16 protein-coding genes and 1 pseudogene are annotated in these 20,155 nt (G+C 38.4%); 14 read left to right on the top strand and 3 right to left on the bottom strand.

Annotated features, from left to right (window positions below):
* Positions 1 to 6 precede the first annotated feature (6 nt).
* The 14 genes and pseudogenes from GF867_RS01950 (at position 7) to GF867_RS01885 (ending at position 16,362) form a co-directional block, all read left to right on the top strand.
* Positions 7 to 489, top strand: a complete 483-nt coding sequence (locus GF867_RS01950; RefSeq protein ID WP_153831426.1) for a prolyl-tRNA synthetase associated domain-containing protein — start codon at positions 7 to 9, stop codon at positions 487 to 489.
* Positions 490 to 856: 367 nt separating this feature from the next.
* Entirely contained in the window at positions 857 to 1,579 is a 723-nt protein-coding gene (locus tag GF867_RS01945) for an amino acid ABC transporter ATP-binding protein (protein WP_153831425.1), read from the top strand.
* 11 nt (positions 1,580 to 1,590) lie between these two features.
* Positions 1,591 to 2,361, top strand: a complete 771-nt coding sequence (locus tag GF867_RS01940; RefSeq protein ID WP_153831424.1) for a transporter substrate-binding domain-containing protein — start codon at positions 1,591 to 1,593, stop codon at positions 2,359 to 2,361.
* Between the two features lie 27 nt (positions 2,362 to 2,388).
* Positions 2,389 to 3,024 (top strand): annotated as a pseudogene (locus tag GF867_RS01935) (amino acid ABC transporter permease); the annotation flags it as partial.
* An 85-nt stretch (positions 3,025 to 3,109) separates the two neighbouring features.
* A complete protein-coding gene (locus tag GF867_RS01930; RefSeq protein ID WP_153831422.1) occupies positions 3,110 to 3,757 on the top strand; it encodes an amino acid ABC transporter permease in 648 nt (215 codons plus the stop codon).
* Positions 3,758 to 4,362: 605 nt separating this feature from the next.
* Positions 4,363 to 5,514 carry a cation diffusion facilitator family transporter gene (locus GF867_RS01925; protein ID WP_153831421.1) on the top strand — a complete coding sequence of 384 codons (1,152 nt, stop codon included), beginning with the start codon at positions 4,363 to 4,365 and terminating at the stop codon, positions 5,512 to 5,514.
* 438 nt (positions 5,515 to 5,952) lie between these two features.
* Positions 5,953 to 7,590 (top strand): peptide ABC transporter substrate-binding protein, encoded by a 1,638-nt coding sequence (locus tag GF867_RS01920; protein WP_253940692.1) that lies wholly within the window; start codon positions 5,953 to 5,955, stop codon positions 7,588 to 7,590.
* Positions 7,591 to 7,632: 42 nt separating this feature from the next.
* Entirely contained in the window at positions 7,633 to 8,997 is a 1,365-nt protein-coding gene (locus tag GF867_RS01915) for a M20/M25/M40 family metallo-hydrolase (protein WP_153831420.1), read from the top strand.
* Positions 8,998 to 10,299: 1,302 nt separating this feature from the next.
* Entirely contained in the window at positions 10,300 to 11,040 is a 741-nt protein-coding gene (map, locus tag GF867_RS01910; protein WP_153831419.1) for a type I methionyl aminopeptidase, read from the top strand.
* A gap of 319 nt (positions 11,041 to 11,359) precedes the next feature.
* Positions 11,360 to 12,517, top strand: a complete 1,158-nt coding sequence (locus GF867_RS01905; RefSeq protein ID WP_172973926.1) for a M20 metallopeptidase family protein — start codon at positions 11,360 to 11,362, stop codon at positions 12,515 to 12,517.
* Positions 12,518 to 13,126: 609 nt separating this feature from the next.
* Positions 13,127 to 14,173, top strand: coding sequence for a S66 family peptidase (locus GF867_RS01900; RefSeq protein ID WP_153831417.1), 1,047 nt, complete (start codon positions 13,127 to 13,129; stop codon positions 14,171 to 14,173).
* Positions 14,174 to 14,357: 184 nt separating this feature from the next.
* On the top strand, positions 14,358 to 14,855 hold the full coding sequence (locus GF867_RS01895; protein WP_153831416.1) for a GNAT family N-acetyltransferase: 498 nt from the start codon (positions 14,358 to 14,360) through the stop codon (positions 14,853 to 14,855).
* A 146-nt stretch (positions 14,856 to 15,001) separates the two neighbouring features.
* On the top strand, positions 15,002 to 15,940 hold the full coding sequence (locus GF867_RS01890; protein WP_153831415.1) for an IS30 family transposase: 939 nt from the start codon (positions 15,002 to 15,004) through the stop codon (positions 15,938 to 15,940).
* A gap of 23 nt (positions 15,941 to 15,963) precedes the next feature.
* Positions 15,964 to 16,362: a LysR substrate-binding domain-containing protein gene (locus GF867_RS01885; RefSeq protein WP_153831414.1), complete on the top strand. Its 399-nt coding sequence runs from the start codon at positions 15,964 to 15,966 to the stop codon at positions 16,360 to 16,362.
* 354 nt (positions 16,363 to 16,716) lie between these two features.
* Here GF867_RS01885 and GF867_RS14295 read toward each other — a convergent pair whose 3' ends face one another.
* From GF867_RS14295 to GF867_RS01875, 3 genes are all read right to left on the bottom strand, one after another.
* A complete protein-coding gene (locus GF867_RS14295) occupies positions 16,717 to 16,812 on the bottom strand; it encodes a DUF5670 family protein (protein WP_221410749.1) in 96 nt (31 codons plus the stop codon).
* A gap of 161 nt (positions 16,813 to 16,973) precedes the next feature.
* A complete protein-coding gene (locus GF867_RS01880; RefSeq protein WP_153831413.1) occupies positions 16,974 to 18,347 on the bottom strand; it encodes an MATE family efflux transporter in 1,374 nt (457 codons plus the stop codon).
* Positions 18,348 to 19,343: 996 nt separating this feature from the next.
* Positions 19,344 to 20,012 (bottom strand): DNA alkylation repair protein, encoded by a 669-nt coding sequence (locus tag GF867_RS01875; RefSeq protein WP_153831412.1) that lies wholly within the window; start codon positions 20,010 to 20,012, stop codon positions 19,344 to 19,346.
* Between the last annotated feature and the right edge of the window lie 143 nt (positions 20,013 to 20,155).

Raw genomic sequence — 20,155 nt, 5'->3', positions numbered from 1 at the left:
GATAATATGAGGCAAGAGACATTGAGGTTATTAGATGATCAACAGATTGCGTATATTTTAGTCGAACATCCAGCGGTTTATACGATTGAAGAAATGGAACAGTTAGAATTGGCAAATTTAGACCAAGTAGTCAAAAATATATTCGTACGTGATGATAAAAAGAAACGCTTCTTTTTAGTTTCAGTAGTGAAAGACAAGCGAGTGAATCTGAAAGAATTACGTACTAAGTTAGACAGCCGTCCTTTGAGTTTTGCTTCTGAAGCAAGTTTGCATGAATTGTTGAAACTTGATAAAGGTGCGGTGACACCATTGGGCATCTTAAATGATAAGGCTTGTAAAGTTGAAGTGGTTCTAGACAGTGAGCTACAGACTTTCGATAAGGTGGGGATTCATCCGAATGATAACACCGCAACAGTGTGGCTATCGCCTTCTGGTTTAGAGCAGCTTGTTTTAAATCACGGCAATAAATTTACTTATGTAGAAATTTAAGCAGTGACCAATAAAATTAAATAGGCAATAATCGTTGCGAAGTTTGTGGTTCATAATAGCCATAAAACTTCGTTTTTTTATTGTATAAGGTTCTATATGTTTTATGTTGATTTAACGTGATTAATACTTCACTCAGCTAATTATTTTTCAAGACGGAGGCGCCTTGGAAAACCATCATAATGAGCTCCGCTAGGAACGTAAGGAAGAGATGTCAACTCTCGTAGTTCAAGTAATGAGAGCTAGAGTGAAAAAATATTCTAATCAAATTCTTAAAAAGACTTGCCTTTCATTTAATAATCTAGTATTATCTGTTTTATAACAGAGGGGGAATTAAACTTCTGTATCATAACAAAAAGGAGAGAGCCCAATGATTGAATTTGTGAATGTTAATAAGTTTTATGGTGATTTTCATGCCTTGAAGAATTTAAATTTGCGTTTTAACAAGGGTGAAGTAGTAGTGGTGATTGGTCCATCGGGCTCTGGTAAGAGTACAATGTTACGTTGTATTAATGGCCTGGAGTCGATTAATGAAGGACAATTAGCCATTCGTTTAGATGAGGATATTGTGGCCGAACCCAAAGAAATGAAACATAGGATTGGGATGGTATTTCAACATTTCCATCTCTATCCTCATAAAACGGTGTTGGAGAATATAATTCTAGCGCCGATGAAGGTTTTAGGGAAATCTCGAGCGGAAGCCGAAATTGAAGCCATAAAATTATTAACGAAAGTTCAATTAGCCGATAAACGCGATAGTTATCCACATCAACTATCTGGTGGGCAACAACAAAGAATTGCGATAGCGCGGAGTCTTGCGATGAGACCCGATGTTCTGTTGTTTGACGAGCCAACTTCAGCCCTAGATCCAGAAACAATTGGTGAGGTGTTGGATGTTATGCGTTCCTTAGCTCAAGAGGGAATGACTATGATTATCGTAACGCACGAAATGGGATTTGCTCGTACGGTAGCGAATCGTGTCGTGTTTATGGATCAAGGGCAAGTTAAAGAGGATCGACCTAGTCGTGAATTTTTCGAGAAACCCTTTAATCAAAGAGCTCAACAATTTGTTAGTCAAATTGTTGCTTATTAAGAGGGTGGCCTATGAAAAAAGTATTCAGTCTAGTAGTCTTATTGCTATTGAGTTTGCTTATTGCAGTATCGATTATATTTAGCAGAGCTAATATTGAAGCGGAAGAACAAATCATCTACTGGGGAGTCCCTATCGACACCAATTTGTTTGGTTATTATAATATCGCAAATGGTGAGATTGAAGGCTTTGATGTGGATATAGCCAAGGCTATTACACATGAGTTGACCGGCGATGAAGCGAATGCTAAATTCGTTGAGGTTAATTCGAAGAGTCGGGTACCGATGTTGAAGAATGGCAATATTGATGCGATTATCGCAACGATGTCAATCACTGAAGAGCGTAAAAAAGTGGTGCATTTTTCGGATGTTTATTTCAATGCCGGGCAAACCTTATTAGTTCCTGAAGATAGTACGATAACAAGTTTGGATGATCTTGGACCCAACGATGTGGTATTAGCGGTAAAAGGTACGATATTAGCGGATAGCTTACGCAAAATTAAACCTGATGCAAATATTATTGAGTTAGAAAATTATGCAGAAGCTTTTACAGCATTGGAATCTAATCAAGGTGTCGCCATGACTGCTGAAGATGTTATTTTGATGGGGATTTTAGCGCAACAACCTGGTGGATATAAATTGGTGGGAGAGAACTTTACTGAAGAACCCTATGGTATTGCGGTTAATCATGGACAGGAAGAGTTTTTAGAAGCGATTAATCAAGCTTTAATTCGTATCCATGAAAATGGAACGTATGAGCAGATTTATGCAAAATGGATTCCCTAGTTAAAGGGCTAAGAAAGGAATTGCGAAATGAATCAATTAATGATTAAATTTATGACTGATTTACAGGCAGGCCTAGTTGTTACACTTGGCGCAAGTATCATCACTTTAATTTTCAGCTTATTGTTTGGGACTTTACTTGCGATTGGGCAATTATCGAAATACAGCTGGTTAAGAAAACTAGCGACTATTTATGTCGAATTTTTCAAGAATATTCCCTTGTTAGTCGTGGCAATGTTTTTCTTTATTGTCGTTCCATTATATTTCATCCCAATTAATGGTTTTACGGCGGGAGTCTTGGGCTTAATCTTGTACACAACAGCTTTTATTGCGGAAACGATTCGAACAGGTTTATTAAGTATTCCAAAAGGGCAGAAGGAAGCTGGGCAATCAACGGGTCTACGTGAATCTGAGATAATGCGAGAAATTATACTGCCTCAAGCTTTCCGTGTAGTATTGCCAGCGCTTGGTAATCAATTTGTGGATTTAATTAAGAATAGTTCAATATTAGCGGTAGTAGCTGCTGGTGACTTAATGTATCACGGCGATTTAATCGCAAGTAATACGTTTCAAACGCTTGATACCTATTTATTAATCGGCTTGATGTATTTAAGTTTAACGTTACCATTGTCATATTTAATGCGTTATTTAGAAATGCGTTTAGCTTGGGGTTATCAGCCAAAGCGTTTTAGTTTAAAGTTATCTCAATTGGAGTGGCGCAAGAAAAGTTCAAGAAAGGAGCTAATCAACAATGAGACTGTTAGAAGCTTACACTTGGATTAATATCAGATTCCTTCTGGAAGGTCTATGGGTGACAGTGCAAGTTGCGCTAGTAGCTATCAGCTTTAGCTTTATTTTGGGTATTGTATTAGGTGTACTGCGTCATATTAAAGTGCCGATTATTCATAACGTTTTGACTTTGACGATCGATATCATCCGAAACTTACCACTAATGCTGCACATATTTATCGCATATTTTGCCTTGCCACAAATTGGTATTCGATTGAACGTTTTCTGGGCAGCAATTGCTGCTTTAACCGTTTTTGAATCTGCGATGATTTCGGAAATTGTTCGGGCAGGCCTTAAAAGTGTCCCGAAAGGACAGATTGAAGCAGGGCAATCTACTGGTCTTAATACAATGCAAATTTACGGAGAAATTGTGTTGCCACAAGCGATCAAAACGATGCTTCCGGCTTTGGTGAGTCAGTTTATTTCGCTAATCAAGGATAGTTCACTTGCGACCATGATTGCTTTACCAGATTTAACGCATCACGCAAAGGTTATTTACAGTCAGAATACGCAAGCTGTCTTGCCAATTTACTTAGCAATGGCAGTTCTATACTTTATAATATGTTACGGATTATCACGCTTTTCAAAGAATTTAGAAACAGCTTATTAATAAAATCACGCTTCGGACAAAATATGACAGTTCGAGGCGTTTTTTTGCAATGTATGGATAAAAAAGTTGAAAAAACCCCTCGTTATCTGAGCGACGTTTCGAAGTACCCCAGAAAGCCCATCGCGTCAAAAACGAGGGCCGTTTAGGATGTTCCAACCTTATTATATAATTTACAATTTTAAAATGACGCAGATAAAGTCAATCTTCGAATATTAGGCATGTTACATTTATAGTTGATAATATCTATAACGAGCGATAAAACATGATTAAAAGTGGTTTAAAGTATGAAAAAAAGTCAAACGTGGATAGAATTATAATGTCCAATGCTATTAAATGTTTTATGCGGATAATCAAAAATTAGGAACTAATCAACTGAGGAAACCTCGGACCTTGTCCGAGGCTTCTTTATTAAGATTAAATATTCTTTTAAGTAGTTAAGTCTTTATCATCACGACGAAATATGGTAAGCTATTTTGCATTGATTTTATTCATTGTATTAGGATTAATGTTAGAATTAAGGTATGCTGCAGTTATACTGCGGATTACATTAAACCAATTTTAACTGATTCCAACAATTTCTTTGAGAAGTAAAAGTGAGGCGAATTATGTTTAATAAATTTATCAACCAAATGACAAATGCTAACAATAAAGAAGAACGACGACAGCGAGTTGGGATACTTTCAGGTAGAGTAGGGCTCGTCAGTAACTTATTTTTGTTTGTGATTAAGCTAATCGCTGGTTTAATGTCAGGGAGTATCTCGATTGTGACTGATGCGATGAACAACCTTGGTGATTCTGCGTCTTCTGTCATTACGTTATTTGGATTTAGAGCAGCATCTAAGCCGGCCGATAAAGAACATCCCTTTGGACACGAACGCTCAGAGTATATTAGTGGTTTGATCATTTCGATTATTATTATCTATGTCGGCTTACAATTTCTATCATCATCATTCAATCAAATAATGCATCCGACTCCATTAAATACTTCAGCACTCGTTTTCGTTTTATTGATTGTGTCAATTGTTATCAAAGTATTGCAAGGGCAATTTTATCGTAAAATGGCTAAAGAAATTCAATCGAATACACTACAAAACTCTGCACAAGATAGTATTAATGATGTTTATATTACGACAATGGTGCTAGTGTCATCTTTAGTAGAAACTTGGACTGGCTGGCAAATTGACGGCTATGCTGGAGGTTTATTATCTTTATTTATCATTTATAGTGGTATTCAAGCGATCCGCGATTCGATTGATGATTTATTGGGGAAACGACCTTCAAAAGTTGAGATTCGTCAAATGAAAGATCTTTTAGATCAATATGATAATATCGTGGGTTATCACGATTTATTGGTGCATAGTTACGGGCCAAATCAGACGTTTGCGACGATTCATATTGAAATTGATGATAGTTGGAATTTGACACGCGCCCATCATTTGATTGATTGTATCGAAGAGGATTTTAAACATAAGCTGGGTGTGGAATTAGTTTGTCACCTTGATCCGATTGCGATTCAAAACGAACATGATACAGCAATCTATCGTCAGGTGAAAGCCATTCTTAAAGACTTTAACTTGAAATTTCATGATTTCAAGGTCGAACATCAAACCATTTTATTTGATATCGTGTTGCCAGATAATCCTCAGTTGACAGACGATGCATTGTTTATGCAAATTGAACAAAAGATTCATGAACAAATTGGCAACTATGAAGTGAAAATTATATTTGATCGTCTTGACCTTTTGAAAGAAGTATAAATGAGAATTGAATAGTAAATTAAAAGAATACGTCTCATTATTTTGAGGCGTATTTTGTTGATTAGTGGACCTTTTTAAACAGCCAAAATACTAAAATAAAAAATAAATTAGAAAAAGATGAGACAAAATGCTTGCTTTTTAATTTTCAGCATCATATACTGTGAAACAAATAAGAGCAAAGGAGCAACCTATATGAATCGTCTATCTTTATTACAAATTAATAGCTTATTAGATGCAGCTTTATTATTACCTCGGTACTATGTGATGCATTGATTTAGCGTGCCCACATAGGATTCAAATCTTTTGTGGGTGAATAAAGAGACGACTCGTTAGGTCGTTGTATTTAAAACCTGCTAGGATTTGAAAAAATCTTTTAGCAGGTTTTTTTCTTTGGAAAATTTAAACAATATGAATAGAAAATTTTAGGAGGATACAACGATGAGAATTAAGCAGTTTAGTATGAAAACAGTTATGACAGTGCTGGTGGCAATTGCTTTAATTAGCTTTATGGTTCAACATTTCTCAGTCAAGACAATCGGTCAAGAAGAAGAGGCTAAAGTGCTTAACTTATCAGTTGCTTCCGAGCCAGTAATGGATCCAGCTTTTGTGACGGATTCTTATTCAATGCCGATGCTGAAGAATATACTAGAAGGGCTGACACGCCCAACAAGCACAGGCGACATTGTACCTGCAATGGCTGAAAGCTGGGATGTTAGTGAAGATGGACGAACTTATACATTTTATTTGAGAGAAGGCATCCAGTGGAGCAATGGGGACCCAGTGACCGCTTCAGATTTTGAGTATGCTTGGAAACGCGTGCTGAATCCAGAAACGATTGCGCCTAATGCCTCTAAACTATTTGTCATTGAAGGGGCAGAAGCATACTTTATGGGCGAGGGAACGGCAGAAGATGTTCAAATTACAGTGGTGGATGATGCAACGCTAGAAGTGACATTAGTTGAACCCACACCTCACTTCCTTGAATTAACTGCACGACAGGTGACCCTTTATCCTGTTCACCAAGCGACTGTTGAAGCAGATGCGGCTTGGGCTGGTGAAGCCGGTGAAACCTTTGTATCGAATGGGCCGTTCTTGTTTACTGAATGGAACCATAGTGGGGATTATCGTATTGAGAAGAATCCAGATTATTGGGATGTTGAGAATGTTGATTTAGATGAAGTATACGTAAGAATTATCGAAGACGCTGCCACTGCGAATATGAATTTTATGTCAGGCGAGCTAGATTTTATTGGAATACCTTTTAATACGATTCCAACGGATGCGATTGATGCTTATCGTAAAGATGATGAGTTGATCGTAACGGATATTGGCGCGACTTACTTGTATAAGTTGAATACTACTGACAAAGTCCTACAGAACAAAAATATCCGTAAGGCCTTATCATTCGCGATTGATCGTCAGAAATTGATTGATAATATTGCCAAAGGTGAACAAACACCAGCTAAAGGTGCAATTGCACCGACTGTACCAGGTTTTGAAGAGGACCGTGATTATTTCGAGGATGCAGATTATGAGACTGCGCGTGAGCTTTTAGCTGTAGGGATGGAAGAGTTAGGTTACGACGATGCGAGCAAGATACCGCTTGTGATTCAAACAAATGCGAATGATGCACATATGGCTGTTGCACAGTTTATTCAGAATGAATGGGCCAGCGAATTGGGGCTAAAACCAACCATTGCAACAGTAGAAATCAATGTGCATTTCGATAGTATGACGCAATTGAATTTCCAAATTGGCCGCATTGGACCAACAGTCGATTATAACTCTGCCTTTGCTTACTTGGAACAATATTATACAGCGGACACTGCAGGTAACCGAACTGGCTGGGAGAATGCAGATTTCCAAGCGATTCTAGATAAAGTGACGACTGTTACAGATCCTGATGAGCAATACGAGCTATACCTTGAAGCCGAAGCGATTCTAATGGATGAAATGCCATTCATTCCAATTTACTACTACACGAATCCACAAGTTGTCAGCGACCATATTGAAGGGCTAGTGGTTGACGGCATGGTCGATGTACAACTCAAAGAAGTGAAATATAAGAAAAACTAAGCCACACTACTTACCAAAATAGACATAGAGAGGATAATCAATATGACACACTATCAAGCAATCGCAAAAGAATACGCAGATAAAAACATGGAGGAATTATTCAATTTATTACGCATTGAAACAGTTTCAGCTCAAGGCCGCGGCATTAGAGAAACTTCCGAATTTGTGAGCCGCATTATTCAAGATGCAGGTGGCGAAAGCGAATTGTTAGATGACCTAGGAGGGCATCCAGTCGTTTATGGTTTTTTTAAGGCTGGAGAACAAGGCGACGCATCGAAAACGTTATTGTTCTATAATCATTACGATGTGCAACCAGAAGACCCAATTGATGAATGGCAAACAGCGCCATTTGAACCCACAATCATTGATGACAAAATATTTGCCAGGGGCGTCTCGGATAACAAAGCAAATTTCATGTCGCGTATCGTTGCGATTCAAGCCTTAGTCGCAAGTGAGGGTGGCTTACCATGTAACGTTAAATTCTTTGTCGAAGGAGAGGAAGAAATCGGTAGCCCCAATATTGATTTGTATCTTGAGAAATATGCCGATAAGTTTAAAGCTGATGTATGTATTTGGGAATCAGGTAGTAAAGATAGTGAAGAAAGAATGGTAATTAGTGCCGGTGTTAAGGGGATTGCTTATTTCGAAGCCAGCGTTGAAAGTGCCGATATTGATATTCATTCATCACAAGCTGCAGTTATTGATAATGCAGCTTGGCGCTTAGTCCATGCCTTATCTACGATTCGTGATGTGAATCATAACATTACAATTGAAGGCTTTAAGGAAATGCGCATTGAACCAACAGAACAAGAAATCGAGAATGTGGCAAATTTCCCTTACAATAAAGCAGCGACGATTAAGACTTATGGCTTAAAGCATCCACTAATTACAGAACAATTACCTTATACAGCTGAAGAAGCTTTGATTCTTTATCCAACGATGACAATTAGCGGATTACTTTCAGGTTATACGGGACAAGGAACGAAAACAGTTTTACCACGTAAAGCCATGGCTAAAATTGATGTCCGCCTTGTGCCAGGTTATGAACCTGAAACGGTTTATGAAGTGATGCGTGCTCACTTGGATAAACAAGGTTTCCAAGATGTTCACTTGGAATTGTTAACAGGTGTAAAACCATTTAGAACAGATATCTCAGATGACTTTGTAGCGGATGTGATTAATTCTGCAAAAGAAGTTTACGGAGACGATCAAGTTATTCTTGAACTCAATTCAGCTGGAACCGGCCCAATGTTTGGTTTTGGCCAATACTTAGATGTGCCAATTCTAGGTGCTGGAACAGGCTGGGTGAAGTCAGGTGCACATGCTCCTAACGAGAATATCCGTATCGCCGACTATTATCAAGGTGTTGAACACATCATGGTGTTGCTGAAAACATTTGCTTCATAATTGCACTAATAGCTAGTTAAAAATCTTCATTCTGACTCAGATTATAAGGGATTATTAATTTTAGCACTGCGTTCACCGTGTTGGTTAGTCTTAGACGGTGGTCGCTTTGGAAAAATGTCACGATTAACTATGTTTAGTATTTCAATAAAAATATTGCTATCTAATCAAGTTAATACTGCTAAAATGAATTTAAAGGCTTCGGAATAATTCTAGGTAACCTTAATAGAATTGATGTACTTGTTTTATGTAATGGAGTGATGGATAGATGAAAAAAAGACGTAAGCAAAAAGTAGAGTCGAACGTGATGACAGAAGAGGAATAAGCCACATATTTCGGATTGGAATTCTTTGTGTATTATTCTTCAGGAGCTTTGCCTATTGGATTACCACTAGAAGAAGTCCAAGAAATAGAAGAGAATCCCGATTGGCTTTTTGAAGATTTAGATTTACCATTTTAATAAAAATGATCAACGTCTATTCATGTTGAGTAGGCGTTTTTCTTTGTAATATAAGGGTTTATAAGTTCTATGTTGATTCACCAAGCTTTGTACTTCCGCTCAGCTTATTATTTTCCAAGACGGTGGTGCTTTCAAAGCTCTATTAATGATCGTGGCGTTCGAGCTTTTCTAGCACAATCGGCTAGGCTCTTTTATAATCGTCGCGAAACATAGTGGAGCGACACCTTATTGTTTATGTTTTGTGCGTTGTTAGTTAGCTTAAGTTTATCCATTTACTTCCATAAAAAAGAAGAACAAAAGGTGTGTCGGTCAGGTGACCGACACGATTAGGGTATCTGGTGGCGATGATTTAATCAAATTGGAACAAAGACTGGGAAGTTAGTGCAGGGAATTAAAAGCTCGGAAGAAATCGGATGTAGTTGTGTAGGATATCAAGATATTAACTCTATTTTGTAATTATATTGATAAAAACGGATTGAATGCTCAAACTCGGAGTTTGAGTTTGATGATTGAGGGGTTCAATGTTTAAACTCAGTCGGCGAGTTTGAACATTGAATAAGAAAAGCGTGCTTTTTTCATATGGTGTTTAAGATTGATTTAATAGCCTTTGCACTGCGTTCGCCGTGTTGATTTTTCAAGGAGGTGGTCGCTTTCAAAGCCTCACTGAGGTTCGTGCTTTTCCAGTTCAATCGGTTAGGCTATGACTAGCTCGCTACGCTTAAGGGTTTGTTGGGGCATATTTTGTAAAATGTGGGTTATCTGTATGAGAAACGAGTATTCGATAGACAGTCTTGGTATCTTTCCGTTAGAATTATAAGCGAAATAATCAGATAAAGAGGGATAATATGATAGCGAAAACGGATGCCGATATAATTGGCTTGAAAGAAATTGGAAGAATTTGTGGGCTTATTAGAAATGAATTGGTTGCTCAAACTAAACCAGGTATCACGACAAAAGAATTAGATGATTTGGCTAAGGAGTATTTCGCGAAAGAGGGTGCTCAGTCAGCGCCAATTGAAATTTACGATTTTCCAGGCAATGTTTGTATTAGTGTAAATGAGGAGGTGGCGCACGGGATTCCGGGTGAGCGCGTGATTCAAGAAGGCGACCTTGTCAATATTGATGTTTCAGGTTCTAAGGATGGCTATTTCGCTGATACTGGGATTTCATTTGTAGTGGGTGAGGGTGATCCAAAAGCTCATTTAGTGTGTGAAGTTGCTAAAGATGCTTTTGAAGCTGGACTTAAGAAAGCAAGAGTGGGTGCGAAGTTAAGTGGTCTAGGTAAAATAGTTCACAATACAGCGAAGCGTCATGGTTTGACGGTTATTAAGGATCTTACTGGACATGGAATTGGTCGTTCGATTCATGAAGAGCCTGAGTATGTCTTGAATTATTTCTCACGTTGGGATGATGAGATCCTTGTGGATGGTTTAGTGATTGCTTTTGAACCGTTTATTTCTACTTTAGAAGAGGAAGTGATTCAAGCTGAAGATGGTTGGACTTTGTATACTGAAGAGAGTTTGGTCGCACAATATGAACATACAATCATTATTACGAAAGATGGTCCGATTATTACGACGCTATAAATTAATCAATTTATTGAGTGACGAAAGTTCCGAATGAAACCTTTGTTATATTGAATGATAAATTTTTGATGATTATAAAATTAAGCATCATATAGTTACAAGGTTCAATATTGAACTCATCGGTATGTTAGTGTAATATTGCTTGCAATAAAACGAAAAAATATATCTGTTTTTATCTTGTGTAGGAAATGGAAAAGCGATAGTGAAAGTATTTTTGTAACGTTTTAAATGCTTGGTTATTGATTCTGAACAGAATAAAAATTGAAATATGTCTAATTTGTGTTAGAATTAATATAGAAAGAGAAAGGTGATGAATAGTATGAATTATTTGAATGAAGCTAAGGAGATTTTCTCAGAATTAGTTGAATGGCGCCGTCACTTGCATCAAAATCCAGAAGTTGGTTTTGATTTGCCAAACACAAGCCAGTTCGTTAAAGAGAAGTTAATTGAATTTGGTTATGAACCTAAAAATATATTGGAACACGGAATTATTGCTGAAGTAGGTCAAGGTGGCAAAACAATTTTACTGCGTGCTGATATGGACGGTCTACCAATTGAGGAACTATCTGGTTTAGATTATGCTTCTAACAATGGTTTTTCTCACACTTGTGGACATGATATTCATACAACCATCATGTTAGGTGTTGCTAAGCTAATGAAAGCTCATGAAAGTGAGTTAGAAGGTGTGGTTCGTTTCGAATTCCAACCGGCTGAAGAATTATTAACGGGTTCTCAAGCGATGGTTGATGCGGGCTTACTTGATGGCGTAGATGTAGCGATGGCTGCTCACGTTCAACCAATGGTTCCAGCTTCAATTATGTTTAGTGAAGGACCTTCATTAGCTGCAGCTAATAACTATCGTATTAAAGTTAAAGGTGTAGGAGCACACGGTGCGATGCCACATAATGGTGTTGACCCAGTATTTATTGCATCTGAAATTATTAGTGCAACTCAAACATTAGTCGCACGTGAAATTTCATTTGCGGAATCTGCAGCGATCACGACCGGTGGTTTTGAAAGCCCAGGTTCTCGTAATATTATTCCGAATGAAGTAGTATTGGAAGGTACTTTAAGAACTTTCAGTGAGAAAACACGTGAATACTTAAAAGAACGTTTACCAGAATTAGCGGAAGGTATCGCAAAAGCTTACCGTGGCGAAACTGAATTCGAGTATTTATCAGACGTTCCTGTATTAAATAACAATCCAGAGTTAACACGCTCAGTTCGTGCTTACGCTGAAGAAGCTGTTGGATCAGAGTATAAAGTGACTGACTTTGAACCTATGCAAGCATCAGAAGACTTTGCGGTTGTATCAGCACAAGTTCCAACTTGTTATTACTTTATTGGTATGAAACCAGAAGGCGTTCAAGGTTATCCTGTTCACCATCCACAAGTTGTGTTCAATGAAGAAATGATGGCACCAGCAGTGGCTGTCTTCTTAAACTCAGCGATTTCTTGGTTAAAAGATAACAAATAATAATGCGTTTAAAGCTAGTGCTTCGGTGCTAGCTTTTTTTGTTTTATAAGGGTTTATAAGTTTTATGTTGATTTATCAAGCTTTATACTACGTTCAGCTTATTGTTTTCCAAGGCGGTGGTCGCTTTCAAAGCCTTCGCTAGCGCTTCAGACTTTTCCAGCTCAATCGGCTAGGGTGTGTCTAATTCGCTGCGCTCAAAGTCACACCAAGCGATTCTATTAGTAGCGAGGGATTGCCCTTTATACCGCTATGGAAAACAATTAGCTGATCTACGTTAAATATTCCAACAAAAGTAAAACGATATAATCAAATTATACTGCTAAACAGAATTTAAAATCCTTGGACTTGTCCGAGGTTTTCTTATTTTATAAGGGTTTATAGTTTTTATGTTTACTTATCTAGTTTTGTACTACGTTCAGTTTATTGTTTTTCAAGGTGGCTGTCGCTTATAAAGCTTTCAAAAACGTTCGATCTGTTCCGGTGCCTATATTTAGACGAGGGTCCTTCACAATTTTATTTGAATCTCCCAAAGAATTGGTCAATTAAACAAGGCTACTGTATAATTGGAGGAATTAGATTTTAATTCAGAAAAAGAATGGGGTGTTTGTCATGATTCATTTAAAACAGGGGGATAAAGTGGCGGTGGTTAGTTTGTCTGCTGGAACGTTAGGGGAAAGTTTTTGTTCACATCAGCTTACAAGAGGAATTGAGCGTTTAGAATCTTTTGGCCTAGAGGTTGTGTTTATGCCGCATACCTTAAAAGGGATTGACTTTGTAAAGGCTCATCCGAATAAACGTGCAGAGGATTTAATCGCAGCATTTCAGGATGACAGTATTAAAGGGATTGTGTGTGCAATTGGAGGTGATGATACCTTTAGAATAGCGCCATATATTTTGACAGAAGAAAACAAAGAGATTATCCGCAAGCATCCTAAGTTTTTCATGGGCTATTCGGATACAACCATCAATCATTTGATGTTGCAACAACTTGGTGTGCCATCCTATTATGGTTTAAGTTTTCTAACTTGTTTTGCTGAGCTAGGTAACGGCATGCTACCTTACTCTGAAGCAGCTTTTAAGCATTTATTTACGACTGATGCTTTTGACTATCAAGCAAGCGAAGTATGGTATGAAGAGAGAACAGATTTTTCGCTAGCAGCGCTTGGAACTGAGAGAGTGAAGCATCAAGAAGTGCATGGTTATGAATTATTACAGGGTGAGTCGTATTTTGCCGGGAAGTTAATCGGGGGTTGTGTTGAAAGTTTGTATGATTTGTTGGTGGGTGAGCGCTATCCAGAAGAAGCGATGATTAATCAACAATACAATTTATTTCCATCTGAAAGTCAGCTAGAGGGTGCAATTCTTTTTCTAGAAACGTCAGAGGAAAAACCGAGTCCAAAACATTTCAAAAAAATGCTCGAATTGTTGAAGGCGCATGGCTTGTTTAAAGACATTAACGGTCTGATCTTTGGAAAGCCCCAAGACGAGATGTATTATGAGGAGTACAAAGCCGTCTTAACTGAGGTGTTAGATGAGTCACTGCCGATTCTTTATAATGTCAATATTGGCCACGCTTATCCTAAGATGCTGTTACAATACGGTGCGCATGCTGAAGTGGATGCCAATGAAAAGCGTATTAAAGTCGCAAGATTATAGTCGTTGCCTGCTAATATTAATTAAACACACTTTCGCAAAATACTTTACCAAAACTTGTCGTTTCAGTGATAGTCCTTTAACGAAGGTTGTGCTGGATTGCAGAGCAATTAAGTTTCATTAACAGCCTTGACTCTGTAGGCACAAACTACTAAACTAGTGCCTAACCAATGAGGAAGGTGAAGCAATGACTCTCAATATTCGAAATGCAACTCTTGAGGATTTAGAAGACATTACTTATTTAGAAGCAGAAAGTTTTTCGGCAGCCGAAGCAGATACGAAAGAAGCATTTGCTGAACGACTTCAGTTGATAGCCGATAGTTTCTTGGTGATTGAAGAAGCGGGAGAATTATTAGGATATGTGAATGGCCCAGTGGTCGAACAAGCTTACATAACAGATAATTTGTTTCAAACGGTTGAAGCAAATCCGTTAGAGGGTGGCAATCAGTGCATACTTGGCTTGAGTGTTTCAGCCAAGGCTAAAGGTCGGGGATTATCCCTGTTGTTGATGGAGGCCTTCGAGCAACAAGCTCAGCAAAAACATCGCGAAAGAGTGTCGTTAACTTGTCATGAAGAACTCATTCATTTTTATGAAAAGATGGGCTACATCAATCATGGGCGATCTGAATCAACATTAGGTGGTGCAGAATGGTATAACCTAGTAAAGCCACTTGCTTTAGTATGATATTCATAAACGAGCTTAGCGGAATGTAAATTTCGTTGAGCTTTTTTTAATGATGAATTGTAAAATTAAATGCGACAACAAAGAAACTCATAATAGATTCGTGTAAGATGTTAATAACCACAAAAACATACACACGGAGGTCTATTATGAGTCATACATATCTTACCATAGAAGAACGGTCAAAAATAGAAGTGCTTGTTCAAGAAGGTTATAAAATTAACCATATTGCGAACTTGTTAGGTCGTCATCGTTCAACTATTTATCGTGAACTTAATCGTTGTTCGACTCCATCCTATGTTGCGAAAGCTTCTCAAGCAGATGCGAATCAACTTGCTTCTCACAAAGGCAGAAAAGCAAAACATACACCCAAGTTGCTTGAGGATATTCAACATAAACTAGAAATGACCTGGTCACCCGAACAGATTGTGGGTCGAGATTATCAAGAGAAACTATCCTTTAAAACAATCTATAACTGGATTTATGAAGGCATCTTAAACGTTCCCTTACAAGTACTAAGACACAAAGGTAAAGGTCGCCAACCTCAAGAAACACGTGGTAAGTTCAATATTGGTCGCTCGATCTCCAAACGACCTAAGTCAGTTAGAAACAGACAAGAGTTTGGACATTGGGAATTGGATACAATGGTTTCTTCACGCGGAAAGAGTAAAGGTTGTTTAGCGACCTTCGCAGAGCGTAAAAGTCGTTTATACCTTGCTTTTCTGATACCTAACCGCACTAAAGACGCTATGCACAATGCAATTGAGCAGTTAACAAGTAATCTGCCTGATCACGCCTTAAAATCATTTACTTCCGATCGCGGGAAAGAATTCGCTTGCTATCCAGAAGTAGAGGCATCAGGCATTGATTTCTACTTTGCGGATGCCTATAGCGCTTGGCAAAGAGGGACAAACGAAAATTCGAATGGCTTAATGCGCGAATTCTTTCCGAAGAAAACTGATTTAGCTAAAGTGAGTGAAACTGAATTATTCACGGCTTTATGGCTAATGAATAATCGACCAAGAAAATGTCTGAATTATCAAACACCTTTAGAAAAATTCATGCACGAAACTTCATTAATTGAGTAAATAAAAAATTGTCGCAATAATTATTGCAATTCGTCATTAATAAAGACCATCCCTTAGCAGATTATGACCAATTAACCATCTCCGATCTGGATCCTTATCCAAAGTTAAGTTACGATCAAGGGCGTCATAATTCCTTTTATTTCTGGGAAGAAGTGTTAGCAGACTATACTTCTCGTAAATCAATCATCGTCAGTGACCGAGCGACTTTGTTTAATCTAGCAATTGGACTAAATGGCTACACGATTAGTTCAGGAATTATCTATGCTAACTTGAATGGAAGTGAAATTATTTCCCGACCTTTAGTTTCCTCAGAGGCTATCGAAATTGGATATGTTACAAATGACATGCATACCTTAAAACCGATTGCTCACACATTTCTAGAGTTATTAATTGACCGGTTGGAGGCCGCGGTTGGAGAATAATTCTAAAATTTCAGCCAGCATACTCTGATGATACCTTATTGATAGATCGAGCAGACGGAAGAAGATAGAAACTTTTTTTATTTTCGCATCCCCATTGTTGCTGCTCGTTATGATAAACACAACTCAGAACGAGCACCACGGGGACGAAAACGTGTGATAAAGGCTGATATTATCATCTTTATCACTCCTTTAATCGCTATGAGTCTCGGGAGTTCAGGCTGTAAGATTTTTATTAAACTTCGTTTATATCACGAATTACAAGCCTTTTCTCCCTCTCATCACGACGAAAAATGAACTCGAAGTCACCAACAAGTCGGTGAGCTCAAGTTCATTATCTAATGCTTCTTTATAATTTTATTTACCCGTGATTAGTTGATCGATAAGAATAATACCAGCTGTTATCAATAGGATATGAATCAGACCTCCACCGAATTTGTAGAGCGAATTCAATTAACTGAAACTACACGAAGGCCCCAGTAAATATTTTGTCAAAATGAGCTCTTTTTTTCTTCACCTATTATAGCTTTGGAGCCCAAGTTCCGACCTATTGAGTACAGCTATCGCTTTTCATTCAGTTCAATAGACCAAGATATAGGCAGCTATTGATCCTCCTATAGAGAGTCTTGAACCACCGGTTCCATTTCCGTTCTTAGAACCCCCTTTAAACGAATAAGGGTGAAGATATAGATGATTACGCCTTTAAAGACAGACGTCAACGACATCCCAATCCACACACCAGCCACTCCCATCATGGGCATGAAGATCAAAGCCAAAGGAAGTCGCAGAACATTGAGGATAGAATTGATAAGAGCAGGTGTACGTGTGTCGCCAATCCCACTAAGAAATCCACTGCCACCAATTTCAATACTCATGAAAAATTGGCTCAAGCCAAAAATGAAAAGGTAAACCGCCCCTAAGGCGATCGCTTGACTATCATTCGGAATGAAAAGGTGAAAAAGCTGATAGCGGAACACTAAAAGGACTAGAGTCGCAAAGATTCCGATAACTCCAACCGACTTCATACTGGTAGAATAAATAGATTTAACGCGGTTAAGAAAACGGGCGCCATAGTTCTGCCCTGTGAAGGCCGTGATGGCTGACGAGAATCCTTCCGTAGTGTTCCAAGAAATAGACTCAATATTACTACCAACGGATGTGACTGCAAGAGGCATAGCACCATAAGAAGCCACATAGCGGTTTAATAATACGCTGACAACCGCATGGATGTTGGACTGCAGTGAAATAGGAAAGCCTAAACGACTGATGTGCTTTATCAGAGGCAAGTCAGGCTGAAAAGCATAGAGACGGCTGTGATGAATCAAGTTATCACTGCGAAAAATCACATAAGCAAAGCAAACAAAGACTACCATTTGAGCGAAGACCGTCGCCAAAGCAGCTCCTTGAAGCCCCAAGGCTGGAAAAGGGCCCCACCCGAAAATCAAGAGCGGATCACCAATAATATTAACAATCAAGCCTACGGTATTAATTCGAAACGGTGTTCGGCTATTGCCTAAACTGTTGTAGGCCCCAGATAGTACGGGATTAATGAAGAATAATGGCATGCCTAGAGCAATGACAACTAAATATTGTTCAGTAAGGATGTTGACGCTCTCTTCTAGATTATAGAATTGAATAAAGACGTCTTTGAAAACTAAAAGTATCGCGCCGTAGAGAATTCCCATCACAATAGACAGCCAAAAACCGTTGTTAATTGAAAGCCTAGCCTGCTTGTGATCGCCAGCGCCATAAAATTGGGAAGTCAGAATCGACATACCCACGCGTGGCATCAACATGAGGGCAGTCCCTATCCAGATCAAGAAACCTACTTGCCCAGCGGCTGCCACGGCCTCCGTTCCAATACGCCCAATCCAAGCGATATCAGATAAATTATAAGCCATTTGAATAAAAGCTGTCCCCATCAATGGTGCCGAAAAGCGAATCATCGTTGGCAGAATCTTCCCGTGCAGTAAATCTAAGTTCTTCATTTTAATGCCTCCTTTAGCACTTAGAATTTTATCAGAAGGCCTGGATAATAACAATATTACTCAGGCAAAAAAACACTAGAATTTCAATTTTGATGTTAATATTGCTATGACTTTTATTGTTCCAACAGAAGGCAACTGTCGTGTAGTGACAATAGAATCTGAATTATCAAATTTTATACAGTTGTTTTATAAAACAGCAAGGACACCTATAAGATAGCCAATATCTGATGTGTTAGACTTTTTCACTCTGTTCATATTTACACTCCCCTTTTTCCCCTTATGATACATTAAGTCTTCACTATCAAGCGACCCCTTTCAAACATAAAAAATCACTTTTTTCAAAATATTTCACCCAGTACCGTTCAGCTTAAAATTAATCAGTGAAAACTCATAGATGAAGGACTCTTTCAAGTGATTAATCTATAGGCATTCTTTACATTTAATGCGCTTCGATTATTGATAGTGCTGGTGAGTTCCTGTCGCAATGTCTCCACAGTATTTCACTTACATAAAAACGGTCCTATGTTCCGACTGATGATTGTGTGGCATTGTTGATTGAGGATTCACCAAATGAGTTGCTGCGTGATCATTAGCATGACGTGATGGAAGTAGGTGGCTGTATCAAGCACAGATTTATCCTCGCTTTTTCGTTCTCATTCATACTTCTCGAAATTGGCAATTTCAAATATAGAAAAGAATAAGCATTCTTAGCATTCTCACCGCTGATTACCAAGGCAAAGGTCATAGATTTTCCCAGCCACATTAACTGATTCTTAGCACGTTTTCGTCTCATTTCTAAACATTAAACGATGATAGGCCTCATATAATTGCTCTTGAATTGCCTGCGTAAATGCATCAGGCTGATGACTGCTTTCCTCTATTTTAAGGTCATATTCTTCGTACAGTGCTAGCTAACTGGAGCACTTGCTTTGAATCGATCGTCTCCATGTTTCATCTCCTGCTTTACCAAGCAAATCAATCGCCTGACCTTTTAGTCTAATCCTTCTGTCGTTTATTGTATTCAATCCTAATGAAGTCTGGCAAATAGTTAGGTGTACAGCCTTTTGATACCTTCTCATCTTTGTAAAGGCCTGTTCGCTTACCAAGTTCAATACAACGGTCACGATACTGCTCATCAAAAACGCCGATCCAACCTGCTGTGAAATTCATCGCCCATTGGACTTCTGCTTGTTCCTGCGTAATAGTAGCTTCTATTAAAGATAACAAGTCTTCCGTATTCTCAGGCGGTGTTTTCCCGGTCCATCTCAAACGCCCTTGGTAATACCAAAACGTTCGCCTTTGCAATGCAAAAGGACTATTCGCCCATGACTCGATTAAGGCAATTTTCTGCTTGTCTTTAGTGAGTTGATTCGCAAACAGCCAGTCCATTAAGTTGTTTCGCTCATTAAAATCATGAGTCTGCATATCCGCCGTGAACGCGTTTAAGTCGTCTTCTGAAAGACGTTTTTTATCCAAAATTAAGACCGCTAACAGTCTTGGTAAAAACTCAGCGGTTGACCAAAGTTCCAACGCGAGTTCATGATCCTTTTTAATGTCTTTTGCAATTTTACGTAAATTACCTAACAGACGATTGTGTTTGATTTTTAGAAGAATAATTTCTGCTTTTGAGGAGAGTTTTGCTTCGGTCGTCTTGATATCAGTCATTTTATACAGCTCCCTTATATTGTCATTTCAACCAAATAGATTAGATTAATCATGGAACATTCAAGAAATCCAACTTCGTATGCATTCGAATCCTCTTGTAATCTGATATCAGTTGGGAGAAAATTCAGGTGTTTCTGACCTTG

Origin of the sequence: Fundicoccus ignavus (genome assembly GCF_009659375.1) — a bacterium.
GTDB lineage: Bacteria > Bacillota > Bacilli > Lactobacillales > Aerococcaceae > Fundicoccus > Fundicoccus ignavus.
The sequence above is the reverse complement of the archived record's forward strand: the minus strand, read 5'-3'. Positions and strand labels throughout refer to the sequence as shown.

Excerpts from the sequence above, each read along its gene's own strand:
- GF867_RS01905 (WP_172973926.1), top strand. The coding sequence starts at position 11,360 with ATGAATTATTTGAATGAAGCTAAGGAGATTTTCTCAGAATTAGTTGAA.
- GF867_RS01925 (WP_153831421.1), top strand. The coding sequence starts at position 4,363 with ATGTTTAATAAATTTATCAACCAAATGACAAATGCTAACAATAAAGAA.
- GF867_RS01880 (WP_153831413.1), bottom strand. The coding sequence starts at position 18,347 with ATGAAGAACTTAGATTTACTGCACGGGAAGATTCTGCCAACGATGATT.
- GF867_RS01920 (WP_253940692.1), top strand. The coding sequence starts at position 5,953 with ATGAGAATTAAGCAGTTTAGTATGAAAACAGTTATGACAGTGCTGGTG.
- GF867_RS01875 (WP_153831412.1), bottom strand. The coding sequence starts at position 20,012 with ATGACTGATATCAAGACGACCGAAGCAAAACTCTCCTCAAAAGCAGAA.
- GF867_RS01915 (WP_153831420.1), top strand. The coding sequence starts at position 7,633 with ATGACACACTATCAAGCAATCGCAAAAGAATACGCAGATAAAAACATG.
- GF867_RS01900 (WP_153831417.1), top strand. The coding sequence starts at position 13,127 with ATGATTCATTTAAAACAGGGGGATAAAGTGGCGGTGGTTAGTTTGTCT.
- GF867_RS01940 (WP_153831424.1), top strand. The coding sequence starts at position 1,591 with ATGAAAAAAGTATTCAGTCTAGTAGTCTTATTGCTATTGAGTTTGCTT.
- GF867_RS01890 (WP_153831415.1), top strand. The coding sequence starts at position 15,002 with ATGAGTCATACATATCTTACCATAGAAGAACGGTCAAAAATAGAAGTG.
- map (WP_153831419.1), top strand. The coding sequence starts at position 10,300 with ATGATAGCGAAAACGGATGCCGATATAATTGGCTTGAAAGAAATTGGA.
- GF867_RS01895 (WP_153831416.1), top strand. The coding sequence starts at position 14,358 with ATGACTCTCAATATTCGAAATGCAACTCTTGAGGATTTAGAAGACATT.
- GF867_RS01930 (WP_153831422.1), top strand. The coding sequence starts at position 3,110 with ATGAGACTGTTAGAAGCTTACACTTGGATTAATATCAGATTCCTTCTG.
- GF867_RS01945 (WP_153831425.1), top strand. The coding sequence starts at position 857 with ATGATTGAATTTGTGAATGTTAATAAGTTTTATGGTGATTTTCATGCC.
- GF867_RS01950 (WP_153831426.1), top strand. The coding sequence starts at position 7 with ATGAGGCAAGAGACATTGAGGTTATTAGATGATCAACAGATTGCGTAT.